Here is a 13706-nt window from a genome sequence, read left to right as displayed (position 1 = left end):
TTCAGCGTAGTCCCCTGGCCGCCAAGCACCGCCTCGGCGACCGCACAGCGCCGGGGTCTGGTCAGTCCTGACACAGGACCCGTTCGGCCCTCGCACCGCGGGCGTACGCGGCGGATGGTGGCTGGTGAGGGCGCTCCGCACGGCGTGCTCACTGGCCGAAGGCGACAGGAGGGCCACAGATGAAGCACGCCAAGGTCGGCTTCCTGATGACCGACGAGGTCGTCTCCGTCCTCGGGGGTACTCAGTGCGCGGACGTGGCCGCGCTGCTCGTCGAACACGACATCGGCGGCGTGCCGGTCGTGGACGCGGACGAACGCGTCCTCGGCGTCATTTCGCGGTCCGACCTGCTCACCCAGGACCGTCTCACCGCCCAGGACCTGATGACCGCGCCGGCCGTCACGGTCCACGCCGAGCAGACGGTCACCGAGGCCGCCCGCCTCATCACCCGACGGGGCGTGACGCGACTGCCGGTCATCGACGATGAGGACCGTCTGGTCGGCATCGTGACCCGGCGGGACCTCCTGCGTGTGTTCCTGCGCCCGGACCGCGAGATACGCCGGGTGCTGGTCGAGGAGGTGCTGACGGACACGATGGGCATCGACGCCGACGCCGTGCGCGTGCGCGTGGTGGACGGGGTCGTCACCCTGGACGGCCGACTGCCCATGAGCGGCCAGATCCCCGTCGCGCTCCGTCTCGCCGGACAGTTGGACGGCGTGGTCGCGGTCATCGACCGGCTCACGGCCCGCTCCACGGACTCCCGCACTCGCATTCCACCGGACCGCGGCACCGGAGACGCACCCCTCTGATCCAGGATGAGGATGCGGACCGTTCGGCCCCGCCCACCGAACCCGTACCGGGAATCAGGCCGCGACGAGCTCCCGCTCGCGGTCCGGCGTCTTGACCTTGGGCTTCTTGTTCGGCAGCGACAGCCGGAAGACCTTGTGCCACGCGGAGAACACCTGCTTGGGCAGCGGCCCGGTGACGTACTCCAGCTCGTACTTGTCGAACAGTGCGCGCACCTTCACCGCGACCTCGGCGTACCGGTTGCTCGGCAGGTCCGGGAACAGGTGGTGCTCGATCTGGTGCGACAGGTTGCCGGTCATGAAGTGCATGGCCTTGCTGCCGCTGATGTTCGCCGAACCCATCATCTGGCGCAGGTACCACTGGCCGCGCGTCTCGCCCTTGATCGACCGGCGCTCGAAGACCTGCACGCCCTCGGGGAAGTGCCCGCACATGATCACCGAGTGGGTCCAGATGTTGCGGACCAGGTTCGCGGTGAACGTGGCGGCGAGCGTGGGGAGGAACGACGGGCCCGACAGCAGCGGGTGGATCACGTAGTCCTTGAGCACCTGCTTGCGGATCTTGCGGCCCACGGCCTTGGCCCGCGCGCGGAACTCCGGGTTCTTGCGGCGGCGCTTGCTCAGGTTCCTGCCGAGCTCCAGGTCGTACGCCGCGATGCCGTACTCGAAGAAGCAGGCGTTGAGGAAGTTCCACAGCGGCTGGCCGAGGTGGAACGGGTGCCACCGCTGGTCCTCGTCGACGCGCATGATGCCGTAGCCGAGGTCGTTGTCCTTGCCGATCACGTTGGTGTAGGTGTGGTGCAGCTCGTTGTGCGAGTGCTTCCACTGCTCGGACGGCGAGACGTGATCCCACTCCCAGGTGGTGGAGTGGATCTTCGGGTCCCGCATCCAGTCCCACTGGCCGTGCAGGATGTTGTGGCCGATCTCCATGTTGTCCATGATCTTCGCCACGGACAGGCCGGCGGTGCCGATCAGCCACGCGGGCGGGAAGATCGAGAACAGCAGCACGCCCCTGCTGACCAGCTCGAGCTTGCGCTGCGCCGAGATGACCTTGCGGATGTAGGCGGCGTCCTTCTCGCCGCGGCCGGCGATCACCTCGTCGCGGATCGCGTCGAGCTCGCGGCCGAGCTCCTCGATCTGCTCCGCGGTCAGGTGGGCGGTGGGGTCGGTTGCGGTCAAGGGTGGTCCTACCGTTCGATGTCGCAGGGGCCCGCCGCGGCGGACACACAGGTCTGGATGAGGACGCCCGGCTCGGCCTCGGTGATCTCGCCGGTGCGCAGGTCGCGGACGGCGCCCGCCTTGAGCGGCGTGACGCAGCCGAAGCAGATGCCCATGCGGCACCCGGAGGGCATGAGAACGCCGGCCTCCTCGCCGATGTCCAGCAACGGCGTGGCGCCGTCCGCGTCGACGGTCTTGCCGGTGGCGCTGAAGGTGACCTCGCCGCCGTCGCCGGTGACGACGATGCCGGGCCGGAAGCGTTCGGTGTGCAGGCGCTCTCGTACGCCGTGCGCGGCCCAGTGCTCTTCGGCGGCGTCGAGCAGGCCCGCGGGTCCGCAAGCCCAGGTCTCGCGCTCGGCCCAGTCGGGCACGAGTTCGTCGAGACGGGCGATGTCGAGCATGCCGTCCGTGTCGGTGTGCACCTCGGTGAGCCGCAGCTTCTTGTCCGCGACCAGGTCGTGCAGCTCGCTGCGGAAGATCACGTCGTGCGGCTGCGGCGCGCAGTGGACCATGACGGCGTCGTCGAACTCGATGTCGCGCAGCATGCCCATCACGGGCGTGATGCCGCTGCCGGCCGTCAGGTACAGGACCTTGGCGGGCTTGACCTGGGGCAGCACGAAGTCACCGGTCGGCTGGTCGAGCTGGATCAGCGTGCCCGGTTTCGCCGTGCGGACCAGGTGGTTGCTGACCTTGCCGTCCGGGATCGCCTTCACGGTGATCGTGACGCGGCCGTCCTGGCGGTTGGTCGGCGAGGTGAGGGAGTAGGCACGCCACAGGCGCACCCCGTCGACGTCGACCCCGATCCGCACGTACTGACCGGCCGTGTGGCCGCGCCAGCCCCGTCCCGGCCTGATCACGATGGTCGCGGCGTCATCCGTCTCGGGGTGCACGGCCTCGATGCGCCCACGCAGGTCGGCGCCCGCACGCAGCGGGCTGACCAGGTCGAGGTAGTCCGACGGCAGCAGCGGCGTCGTGACCATCTCCAGCAGTTTCCACGCCCTGCTGCGAAGGGCTGTACTCGTCATGGCCCCAGCTTGGTATGCCTCAGGGGGTAAAGTCCTGACCGCAGGACGTAAATCTGGTCGGCTGAATTGTTCGCAGGGAACAAAAACGTGAGTCATGCAATCCGGAGGGCCAGCGAGCTGACCCTGGACGAGACGACGGTCACCGCATTGCGGGCCGCGCTGAAGACCACCGCCGACGAGGTCGTCCAGGCGATCATCGACGAGGTCCATCCCTACGCCAACGCCCTTTCGGGCCGCATGGGCGCCACCATCCGCCGATCCGTCCGCACCGCCCTGGGGCACTACCTGGACCTCGCGAGCGGGAACGCCACGGGCGGCGACGGCGGTGACGCAGCCTACGAGCTGGGCCGCGGCGAGGTGCGCGACGGCCGTTCGATGGACGCCCTGCTCAGCGCCTACCGCGTAGGTGCCCGCGTGGCCTGGCGATGCCTGGCAGCGGGTGCCGTACCCGCAGGTCTGCCGGCCGCCGAGGTCGCCAAGTTCGCCGAGCTGACCTTCGCCTACATCGACGAGCTCTCCGCCGCGAGCGCAGCGGGCCACGCCGACGAACTGGCCGCCCGGGGCAGGGCCCACGAACGCCACCTGGAACACCTGGCCCGCGACCTCCTCGCCGACGCCGGCCCGGACGTACTGCTCGCCTCCGTTCAACGGGCCGGATGGCAGCCTCCGGTTTCCCTGACCGCGGTCCTGCTGCCCGCCGCCCAGGCCCGCCCCGCCTACCGCGCGCTCGACCCGAGCACCCTCGTCCTCGATGATCTGCCGGACGACACCGGTGTACTGCTCGTCCCCGATGCCGACCGACCACATCTCTTGCGGCAGCTGACCGAACGCACCGCCGTGGTCGGCCCGGCCCGGCCCTGGACTCGTGCGTCCGCCTCGTACGCACGCGCCGTACGCGCGCGCTCCCTCTCCCCTGATATCCGCGATACCGAGGACCACCTGCCCGAGCTGGTGCTGAGCGCCGACGCGGACGCGTTCGCGGACCTGCGCGCCCGATCCCTCGCACCGTTGCGGACCCTGCCCGTCGCGACCGCACGGCGGCTGGAGGAGACGTTGCGGGCGTGGCTGCTGCACCAGGGCAGGCGGGACGAGGTGGCGGCGGCGTTGTTCGTCCATCCCCAGACGGTCCGGTACCGGATGTCGCAGCTGCGGGAGCTGTTTCCGGATCTCGCATCGCCGCAGCGGGTCCTCGAACTGACCCTGGCGGTCGGTCTTCGGGTCACCTGACGCTCACAGGAAGCGGCGCACCGGCTGCACGGCGAGTTCCCGGGCTCGCTGGAGGGCGGAGCGTCGCTTCCAGCGCCCTTCCCGGATCAACTCGCTCACGGCCAGGTCCTCGTCGAAGTGTCCGTCGAGGACGCCGGTGACCTGCTCGTCGAGCACCGCGAGCATGACCTCCTCGTCGTGATCGAGGGAGCGGCGGTTGAAGTTGGTGGACCCGATCAGTGCGGCGACGCGGTCGACGGTGATGACCTTCGCGTGCATCATCGTCGGCTGGTACTGGTAGATCTTCACTCCGCAGGCGATGAGCTCCGCGTAGTGGTGCTGGCCGGCGAGCTGGCAGACTCGTTTGTCGGTGTGCGGGCCCGGGAGCAGGATCTCCACCTCGACCCCGCGCCGGGCGGTGGCGCAGAGCAGCTCGACGAAGTACGCGTCCGGTGAGAAGTAGGCGGTGGCCAGGCGGAAGCGCTCCTCGGCGGACTCCAGCATGACGCGCATCAGCGTCTGCATGTCCTGCCAGCCGAAGCTGGCCGAGCCGCGCACGACCTGGACGATCGCGTCACCCTGTGGGCGGTGGTCGACGAACCGGTCCCGGTCGTCGAAGAGTTCGTCGTGGCACTCGGCCCAGTTCTGCGCGAACGCGGCGGCGATCCCGTCGACGGCGGGTCCGCGGACCTCGACGTGCGTGTCGCGCCATTCATGCGTGTCGCGCGCGTTCCCGCACCACTCCTCCGCGATCCCGACCCCGCCGGTGAACGCGGTCTCCTCGTCGATGACGAGGACCTTTCTGTGACAGCGGTGGTTCTGCTTGAGCGGTGAGAGGTACAGCGGCTTGCGGAACCACGCCACCTGCACGCCGGCCCGCTCCATGTCGTCCAGCAGCTCCCTTTCGATCAGACGGCTACCGAAGCCGTCGAGGAGCAGCCGCACCCGCACTCCGGCGCGGGCCCGCTCGGCGAGTGCCCGGGCGAAGTCGCGGGCGATTTCGCCCCTCCAGTACACGAACGTCATCATGTCCACCGTGTACCGGGCACCGCGGATGCCGCGGAGCATCGCCGCGAAGATCTCGTCCCCGTTGCGCAAGGGGGTGAGCGCGTTGCCCTCGGTGGCCGCGATCCCTATCAGCCGTTCCAGGCGCCGCCGCAGCCGCGCCACCCGCACCTCTGCCGACGGCGCCCCCGGCGACCGGGTAGTGCTCGCGACCGGACCGGCCGACTCTTTCGTACGGGACATCGGATCTCCTGGACTTAACGCGAGGGGGAACATGGCGGGCGGGAATGTCAGCGCGGTGGACGCAAGGACGGTCGGCCCGACTGCCTTCGCGTTCGGGCCGGTTGGCATACGTGTGTCCCGTGCCGCCGGTTCCATGCGCCCGCGGCCCGCTCGGTCGCGCGGCGGGAGGTACCGGATCAGCGGGTGTCGCCGAAGTCCTGCGTCCCGTACGGGCAGGCAGGCTCAGACCCGGCGCCAACAGGCCATGGCCCAGGAGAACAACCCGAACAGCACGAGCCCGACGGCGACCACCACGAGCAGCCACGGGCCCGCGGGGGTCTGGGTGAACGCACGCAGGGTGTCGTCGACCCCCTTCGCCTTCGCCGGGTCGTAGCTCACGGCGGCGTGCACGGCGAAGGCGCCGGCCGCGGCGAAGACGGCGCCGCGCGCCACACCGCCCACCACCCCGAGGACCTCGACCGCCGTACGGACCCCCTCGGGCTGTCGTTCCATCGCCAGGTGCTTGCGGAAGGTGCGCCGCGCCGCCTGTACGGCGATCACGACACCGCCGATGGCGATCCCCGCGCCCGCTGCCGCCACCCACCACGGACCACCGGGCACATCCAGCACCCGGGCCGTCACATCGCGCGACTGCTCGTCGCCGGACTGGCCGCCCCCGCCGGTACCGGCGGCGAAGGAGAGCACGGAGAACGCGACGACCCCGTAGAACACGGCCCGGGCCGCCGCGGCCAGCCGCTTGCCGGGCTTGTCCCCGTCGGGGCCGGCCGCACCCAGGGCCGCCTCCGAAAGCCGCCACAGCGTCATGCAGACCAGCCCGATGCCGACGGCCCATACGAGGACACCGCCGAAGGGCTTGTCCGCGAGCTCCTGCAGTGCGCCCGTCCGGTCCGCTGACCCGCCGCCGTTCACACCGAAGGCGACGCGCACCGCGAGTACGCCGATGAGCACGTAGAGCAGCCCACGCGTCCCCAGGCCGCACCGGGCCAGCACCCCCCGTGCCTTGCCGCCGCTCGAAGCGGTCTCCACACCCTCGCGTACCGCTCCGCCAGCCGTCATGCCCCGCGAGTACCCCGCATTCCCCGCTCCATGCCCTGCCCATCGGGGCCGGGGCCGGCGGCGTGGGGCGTGGGGCGTTGGGTGTTGGGTGTTCCATAGGGTGAGCCCATGTCTGACACGCTGAGTTCGAGAAAGACGGCGTCCGCGCTACGAGCGTCCGCACGGGTCTGTGCCCAGTTGCTGCTGGTCCTCGTGATGGCTGCCGTGACGTTGTGGCTCCTGGGCCGGATGTGGTCGGTGCTCTGGCCGCTGGTCGTGGCCCTGCTGCTCACCACGCTGACGTGGCCCCTGGTCGCCTTCCTGCGCCGGCGCGGGTGGCCTCCGGCCGTGGCCGCGTCCTTGGTGACCGTACTGTTCCTCGTGGTCGCCGCAGGTGTCGTGGCGCTGATCGCCGTGCCGGTGGCGTCGCAGGCCGGCGAGCTGGGCGACGGCGTGGTCAAGGGGATCCAGCAGCTGCGCGGGTGGGCTGCCGGGCCGCCGCTGAACATCGGCGACGCCCAGATCACGGCGGCGTTCGACACCGCGGTCGACCGCGTCCAGCACAGCATCGGCACCACGGTGTCCACGGTCGTCACCGGCGTGAGCACCATCTTCAGCGGCCTGGTCACCGCCGTCCTGGCCCTCTTCCTGATGTTCTTCTTCCTCAAGGACGGCCCGCGGTTCCTGCCGTGGCTCACCCGGCAACTCCCCGGCCGGCTCGCCACCGACGTCCCCGTGGTCGCCGAGCGCGGCTGGGAGACCCTCGGTTCGTTCGTTCGCTCGCAAGCGTTCGTCGGTCTGCTCGATGCCGTCTTCATCGGGCTGGGGCTGTGGATCGTCGGTGTTCCCCTGGTGTTGCCCCTGGCGGTGCTGACCTTCGTGTCCGCGTTCGTGCCGATCGTGGGCGCCCTGTTCGCCGGCCTGGTCGCGGTGCTCATCGCGCTGGTCTCGAACGGTCTGACGGACGCGCTGATCGTGCTGGTGATCATCGTCGTGGTGCAGCAGCTGGAGGGAAACGTCTTCCAGCCGATGATCCAGAGCCGCGGTCTCGGGCTCCACGCGGCGGTGGTCCTGCTGGCGGTGACCCTGGGAGGCAGTCTCGCCGGAGTGGTCGGCAGCCTGCTGGCGGTTCCCGCCGCGGCGCTGCTCGCGGTGGTGTGGAGGTACCTGCGCGAGCAGCTCGTCGAGCCGCCGGCCGGCCCGGAGACCGACCGTTCGACCCCGGCCGCCGCTCCCTCGTAGCGACCCGGGTGTACGGGTGTCGACCCCGTCGAGCACCCCGTCGTGCACGCCCGTCGTGCCAGGCGGTGATCACGGGATTCACGTGCAGACGGCCGCCGGTCCGCACCGGGGACACCGACGCCGGCCCGGGCTCCCCGCCGGGCCGGCCGTGCGATCAGGCTCCGAGCGCCCGGTGCAGTCCGAGCCGGTCGGTGCCCAGTTTCGTGAAGACCGCGGACAACAGCTCGGACACCGCTTGGGCGTTGGTGTGCATCGCCGCGGCGATCGCCCTGTTGTCCATCCCGTCCGAGGCGTGGCGGGCAGCCGTGAGCTCGGCGACGGTCAAGGTGTCCTGCTCGGAGGTGCGCAACCGGCGAGGCCGCAGACCTGCCGAGGCCAGCTGGGTCCTGGCCCGGCTCACGAGCCCTTCGGCGCCGCAGTCGGCGGCCACCTCCATGCCCCGGTAGGTCTGTTGGGCCGCCAGGTGCGGGGCGCCGATGGCGTGCAGGGCCATGCCGTGGTCGATGAGCGCGTGCGCGAGTTCGCAGGCGGCCGGAGACTGTTCGAGGTGCTCCACCGCCTCCTGCAGCAGGCCCGCCGCCTGGGACGGGTCCGTGGCCGCGGCCGCGACGCGCAGGGCGTGTCCGATCACGCTGGACGTCCCGAACGCGCGGGCCCGTGCGACCGCTTCGGCCGCCGTGGCCCGTGCCTGCTCGGGCGCGTGCGTTGCCTGCGCGAGCGCCAAGTCCAGCTGCCAGGGGCTCCACGAGGGATTGCGCGTTCCGCGCAGATCCAGGCGCCGGCCGGCTGCGGTGAGGTGGTGCTCCGCCTCCTCGATCCTGCCCTGGGCCAGGAGCAGTTTGCCCCACACGGCCTGCGGATCGGGATAGACCACGGCCTGCGGGAAGCCGTCGGCCAGCTTGTAGGCCTTGGCGATGCGCTGGGCCTCGGCGGTGTTCCCCCGGGCGAGCAGGGTCTCGATGAGGGTACCGATCGCGTACCACTGCGCCGGGATCCCGGTGCCGACGCGGTCGGCGATCTGCAGGCCGTTGCGTACGAAGTCCTCGGCCTCGGCGAGCTGCCCGCGCCGGTAGCGGACGTAGCCGAGCAGGGTGTAGACGAACGACAGGTGTGCGCCGCGCCAGCCCTTCCCCTCGAACTCGACGATCGCCGTGTTGAAGAGGTCCTCGGCCCGGCCGGGCTGGTCGCAGTACATGAGCGTGACCGCGAGGACGGCGGGCACCTCGAAACCGAAGTCCTGGTCGGTCCAGCTCATGCCCCCGTCGAGCGCCTGCTCCGCGTACTCCAGGGCGGTGGAGGCGGGCTCGCCGCGCATCGCGGCGTCCCAGGCCCGCAGACCGAGGATGTGCCGCTCGGGCAGACCCCGACCGGTGAGCCGCTTGGCGAACTGGGCGAGGAGCCGGGAACGAGCGGGCGAGTTCTCCTCGTCGAACCTGACAGCGTTCCATTTGAACTGCTCGGCCTGCATGCGCAGCCGCGTACGGGAGCTCGTGGCACGCCGGGCCTCGTCCGCGAGGAGCCCCGCCGCCAGACCCAGCTGACCCGTGTGGCCGAGTGCCTGGGCGAGCCGGTACGTGATCGCCTCGCGCAGGGCCTGGTCGGTCTTGGGCTCCTCCAGCGCGGCCCTGAGCTGGTTGATCGTCGTCGCGGGCTCGTGCAGGAGGTTGGCGGATCCGAGTTCGAACAGGACCTCGGCGCGGTCCTCCACCTCCGGGGGCTCGCGCAGGGCACGTGCCAGGTAGCGGCGCGCGGCATCAGGAGCACCCGCGGAGAAGCTCTCTCGCGCCGCCTGGCGCAGCTGCTGTACGACCCACGGGTCGCCCTCGGGGTGCATCTCCAGCAGGTGGCGGGCGGCGGCCGCGGAACCCTGCCCGTCGTCGATCACGGCCTGGGCGGCCATCCCGTGCATGCCCACGCGTACACCGGGCGGAATCGAGCGGTACACGGCGGTGGCGATGAGCGGGTGGAAGAACTCCACGACTTCCTTGCGCCGTACGCCCGTGAGGACGGTCAGGATGCGTGCGGCCCGCAGCCGGTCGATGGCTTCGGCGGCCTGCGCCTCACCGAGGGCGGCCACGCCGGCGACGATGCCGAGGGGGACCGCGGTGCCGAGCACGGCGGCGGCCCATGCGAGCCGGACGGTGGACGGGCCGAGCTGTTCGAGCCGGTCGATCAGGCCGCTGCCCTTGACCGCGGAAGCCAGGTCGCGCAGTTGGGGGATGTTGCCCTGGTACGGCTTCATCCCGCGGTCGCGGCCCTTCATGACCAGCTCGACCACCTCGAAGGGGTTTCCGCCGGTGATCGCCCAGCATTCGCGGCAGAACACGTTGTCCGCGTTCTCGCCGAGGGCGTCACGCACGATGCGCGCGACGGCGCTCGTGGTCAGGGGTGCCAGCTCGTGCGGGCGCGCCCCCTGGCGTCCCATGAGGGCGCGCAGCGCGCCGGCGTCGGCGGGGATCTCGTCGGGCCGGCAGGCCACCAAGATCAGCATGGCCAGTTCCTCGGCGCGCGCCGCGAAGGAGGTGAGCCAGCTCAGGGACTCCGCGTCCGCCCAGTGCGCGTCGTCGACGATCAGCACGACGGGGGCGTTGCGTACCGCCAGGTGCGTGACCACCCAGTCGAGTCCGTCGCGCACGCCCTGCGGGTCGGGCCCCGTCGGCCCCTTCGGGGCGGCGGTCAGCCCGAGCGCGGGGGCGATGATGCCGTACCAGTTGCCGAGCGCGTCGCGCCGTTCGTCCTCGCTCATGGCGGCGAGGGCCGGCTGGATGAGCTGGCGCATCACGTGGAACGGAACCTGCCGCTCCTGCTCGCCGCCGCGCGCGAAGAGCACGGTGCAGGAGCGGTCGGCGGCGTGGCGGCGGGCCTCGTTCAGCAGGGTGGTCTTTCCTATGCCGGCCGACCCGGCGAAGGTCAGAACACCGCCGCTGCGGTTGGCCGGGCCGTTGCCCGAGATGCCGCAGAGTACGTCCACCGCGCGCTGGATCGCGCGGACTTCCGCCTCCCGCTCCAGCAGGGGCTGAGTGTTCCAGCTTCTCGGTTCCGTGACCTGCGACATCCTTTGCCCCCTCTAGCACGTGCGGCAGAGTGTACGGGCCGGAGGAGGAGTTGATGTTGTTTCAGCACACTATTGCGGTATCTCCTCACTCGTATGAGAAGAGTGTTGTATCTTCCGCGCCACGGGAATCATCGGCAGTTCGCTGGGCTGCGGGATCCCTGCGGGAAGCTCGCGCACGGTGATGCCCGGGGCGGGCTTCAGGTGCCATCGCGAGGCGACGGTCGCCACCGCGGTCAGGATCTCCGCCACCGCGAAGGAATCGCCGATGCACTTGTGCTGGCCGGCCCCGAACGGAACGTAACTGTGAGTACGGGACCGCTCCTTCGCCCCCTTCTGCCAGCGGTCCGGGTCGAAGACGCCGGGGTCGGGGAAAAGCACGGGGTCCCGGTGCAACGCGTACGGGCTGTAGGCCAGTTCCGCGCCGGCCGGGATCGAGATTCCGCCGAGGGTGAGGGGGGCCAGGGCCCTGCGGGTGAAGAGCAAGGGGGAATGCAGGCGCAGGGCCTCCTGGAAGACGTCGTGCGTGTACGTCAGCGCGGGTATGTCTTCGGGACGCACGGGCCTGGACCCCACCACCGAGTCGACTTCGGCGTGGATGCGCGCCTCCACCTCGGGGTGCCGGCCGATCTCGTGGAAGATCCAGGACAGGGTGGTCGCGGAGGTCTCGGTGCCGGCGAGCATGATGGCGATGACCTCGTCCCGCACCTGCTCGGCATCCATCGTCGAGCCGGTCTCGGAGTCCACGCCCGCCATCAGCAAGGAGAGCAGGTCGTGGCGGTCACCCCGCTCGGCCGGCTCCTCGGCGCGGTACTGCTCGATCACCTCGTCGATGGTCCGGCGCAGCCGGGCGGCCGCGCCGTCGAACCGCCGGTTGTACGGAATGGGCAGCCGGTCCAGCGACTTGGGCATGACCGCCCGCACGAGCATGCCCTCCAGGACGATGGGCAGCGAGCGGTGCACCTCGTCGACGGCGGGCCGGCTCAGTTCCCCCGAGAAGATCATCTCGGCGACCGAAGACATCGCGTAGCCGCGCGCCTCCGTGACCATGGAGATCTCACGGCCGGCCGTCCACGACGCGGACATCGCCTCCGCCCGCCGGCACATCACCTCGGCGTACTCGGCGATGTGGTTGCGGTGGAAGGCGGGTTGCATCATCCGGCGCTGCTTGCGATGAAAATCGCCGTCGGTGGTCACGATCCCGTTGCCGAACACCGGGCGGAGCCTGTCGAAGATCCTGCCCCGGCCGAACTGCTGCGCCTGCTGGACCAGTACGGAGTGGACGTGCTCCGGGCTCGTCAGGACGTGGACGGGCCAGGTGCCGATGTCGAGCCGTACGATGTCGCCGTGTTCCCGGAGCGACTCCAGGAACGCGATCGGCCGGCGCCACAGTTGCAGTGCGTGGCCCAAGAGCGGTAACCGCCCTGGGGCGACCGGAGCATGGACCTCGGGACCGGAATGCGCTTCAGTTGCCATGAACTGACTTTCCGTCACGCCGCGGAGACAAGATCCGGGCGGGTGTACGCAGACTCCAGTCCGGCCGCGAACCGTTCGTCGCTGTACCGCGTGCACTCGTAACGCTGCCACAGATCGGCGCCGATCATCCAGTCCTCGTAACTGCGCACGCAGCGGGAGACGGCGTCAACCAGCGACGGTTCCGTCCCGGGGAGCGCGTTGACGGCCTGAATCAGACGTTGTTCTTCGGTCAGATACTGCTCGATGCGCTCCTGAATGCGTCCCTCGACCGCCTGGACGGCGTCAGGGAGGGAGCACCTCTCCCAAAAGGAGACGAGGGAGACGAGGTTGTTGGTGTCCCCACAGGCGTGCTCCTTCGGCAGGGAGAACACGTCGTTGCCCCACGAGATGACGTCGAGCACGCTCGCGGCGAGGGCTTGGAACTCGGGGAGGTCGTGGACGTTCTGGGGGAGGTCGATCCCGAGCCCGGCCTCCACCATGTCCATCATCGGAAGGATCTGGGAGCTGTGGCGGCGCATGAGGACGTACTCCTGGACCCCCGGGCGCTGCGCGGCGGCGCGGTTGCCCGCCTCTTGGTCCAAGGAGTGCAGCATGAGGGGGACATGGGTGCGGTACCGGGCCGCGGTCCCCTCGGACATGCCGGCCAGGATCCGGTCGCACAGGTCGACGAATCCCGTCACCAACGGATTTCGGCCCGCTGCCGACGTCTCGATCCGCCCCGTTCGCAGATAGCCGGTGATCGCGTCGGTGACGGGCCGCCAGGCCGCGACCTCTCCCGCCCTGATGAGGTGGTCGTGCTGGTCGTCCAGGACGAACGACCAGGCCATCCACTCGGCGAGCAAGAGGACCCGCTCGTAGGGGACGTCACCGCTCACCCGGCCGGCCAGGTGGCCCACGCCGATGCCCGAGAACTGCTCGGCTGCCGCGGTCACGAGCTCGTGCTGCAACACCCACGAGGTCGCCTCGGCGTTCGCCCGGGCGGCCCCGGGATGCTTGGAGTTTCCGAACGGAAGGTGGAACTCGGGGACGGAAAAAGAACTGAGCTGGGCCATTGATCCCCCACGGAAGAATCGGATGCGTCAATACCCGCTCACTACACGACCACGCTGTACACCCGCGACCCAAACACCCCTCTACTGCGACATCGCCACGGCCACACCAGGTGACGGGTGGAATGAACCGGTCACGGAGTGGCCTGATCCAGCCTACCTGCGACCACATCAGGCCACCTGTGAACTCATTTACCCTCAAGGCGCAGCACGCTGTCAACGTTGGGAGAGTGAACGCGGGTAATCCATCCCGGAATTGCCGAAATCGCATTCCTTTTGAATGTGCAATTGGCATAGTCGATTGCGTTCGGGGCGCCTGGGCAGGGACGCCGCGCAGAAGGCTGCCGGGGCCGGC

10 protein-coding genes are annotated in these 13706 nt (G+C 70.2%); 3 read left to right on the top strand and 7 right to left on the bottom strand.

From position 1 onward, the window contains the following. The first annotated feature begins 179 nt into the window (after positions 1–179). Entirely contained in the window at positions 180–806 is a 627-nt protein-coding gene (locus OG276_RS35025; RefSeq protein WP_266911687.1) for a CBS domain-containing protein, read from the top strand. A 54-nt stretch (positions 807–860) separates the two neighbouring features. Here the strand turns inward: OG276_RS35025 and OG276_RS35020 are convergent, their stop codons facing one another. After that, positions 861–1979: an acyl-CoA desaturase gene (locus OG276_RS35020; RefSeq protein ID WP_266911685.1), complete on the bottom strand. Its 1119-nt coding sequence runs from the start codon at positions 1977–1979 to the stop codon at positions 861–863. Between the two features lie 8 nt (positions 1980–1987). Continuing rightward, positions 1988–3043 (bottom strand): ferredoxin reductase, encoded by a 1056-nt coding sequence (locus tag OG276_RS35015; protein ID WP_266911683.1) that lies wholly within the window; start codon positions 3041–3043, stop codon positions 1988–1990. Between the two features lie 87 nt (positions 3044–3130). Between OG276_RS35015 and OG276_RS35010 the strand changes: the two genes are divergently transcribed. Further along, positions 3131–4270 (top strand): CdaR family transcriptional regulator, encoded by a 1140-nt coding sequence (locus OG276_RS35010; RefSeq protein ID WP_266911681.1) that lies wholly within the window; start codon positions 3131–3133, stop codon positions 4268–4270. Positions 4271–4273: 3 nt separating this feature from the next. On the opposite strand, the gene OG276_RS35005 is transcribed toward OG276_RS35010, so the two are convergent. Next, positions 4274–5497, bottom strand: a complete 1224-nt coding sequence (locus OG276_RS35005) for a phosphatidylserine/phosphatidylglycerophosphate/cardiolipin synthase family protein (RefSeq protein WP_266911679.1) — start codon at positions 5495–5497, stop codon at positions 4274–4276. A gap of 222 nt (positions 5498–5719) precedes the next feature. After that, positions 5720–6553: a DUF1206 domain-containing protein gene (locus tag OG276_RS35000; RefSeq protein ID WP_266911677.1), complete on the bottom strand. Its 834-nt coding sequence runs from the start codon at positions 6551–6553 to the stop codon at positions 5720–5722. A gap of 108 nt (positions 6554–6661) precedes the next feature. Between OG276_RS35000 and OG276_RS34995 the strand changes: the two genes are divergently transcribed. Further along, positions 6662–7774, top strand: coding sequence for an AI-2E family transporter (locus OG276_RS34995; RefSeq protein ID WP_266911675.1), 1113 nt, complete (start codon positions 6662–6664; stop codon positions 7772–7774). 154 nt (positions 7775–7928) lie between these two features. On the opposite strand, the gene OG276_RS34990 is transcribed toward OG276_RS34995, so the two are convergent. From OG276_RS34990 to OG276_RS34980, 3 genes are all read right to left on the bottom strand, one after another. Then, complete coding sequence (locus tag OG276_RS34990) at positions 7929–10829, bottom strand: AAA family ATPase (protein ID WP_266911673.1); 2901 nt, start codon at positions 10827–10829, stop codon at positions 7929–7931. 69 nt (positions 10830–10898) lie between these two features. Further along, positions 10899–12302: a cytochrome P450 gene (locus OG276_RS34985; RefSeq protein ID WP_266911671.1), complete on the bottom strand. Its 1404-nt coding sequence runs from the start codon at positions 12300–12302 to the stop codon at positions 10899–10901. Positions 12303–12316: 14 nt separating this feature from the next. After that, positions 12317–13252 (bottom strand): terpene synthase family protein, encoded by a 936-nt coding sequence (locus tag OG276_RS34980; RefSeq protein WP_266911669.1) that lies wholly within the window; start codon positions 13250–13252, stop codon positions 12317–12319. Positions 13253–13706 lie beyond the last annotated feature (454 nt).

This window comes from Streptomyces sp. NBC_00086, assembly GCF_026343255.1.
GTDB lineage: Bacteria > Actinomycetota > Actinomycetes > Streptomycetales > Streptomycetaceae > Streptomyces.
This window is presented reverse-complemented; position numbering and strand designations above follow the sequence as displayed.

What these genes read in the sequence shown, in the direction of transcription:
- OG276_RS35025 (WP_266911687.1), top strand. Translation starts at nt 180, where the DNA reads ATGAAGCACGCCAAGGTCGGCTTCCTGATGACCGACGAGGTCGTCTCC.
- OG276_RS35000 (WP_266911677.1), bottom strand. Translation starts at nt 6,553, where the DNA reads ATGACGGCTGGCGGAGCGGTACGCGAGGGTGTGGAGACCGCTTCGAGC.
- OG276_RS35005 (WP_266911679.1), bottom strand. Translation starts at nt 5,497, where the DNA reads ATGTCCCGTACGAAAGAGTCGGCCGGTCCGGTCGCGAGCACTACCCGG.
- OG276_RS34995 (WP_266911675.1), top strand. Translation starts at nt 6,662, where the DNA reads ATGTCTGACACGCTGAGTTCGAGAAAGACGGCGTCCGCGCTACGAGCG.
- OG276_RS34985 (WP_266911671.1), bottom strand. Translation starts at nt 12,302, where the DNA reads ATGGCAACTGAAGCGCATTCCGGTCCCGAGGTCCATGCTCCGGTCGCC.
- OG276_RS34990 (WP_266911673.1), bottom strand. Translation starts at nt 10,829, where the DNA reads ATGTCGCAGGTCACGGAACCGAGAAGCTGGAACACTCAGCCCCTGCTG.
- OG276_RS35015 (WP_266911683.1), bottom strand. Translation starts at nt 3,043, where the DNA reads ATGACGAGTACAGCCCTTCGCAGCAGGGCGTGGAAACTGCTGGAGATG.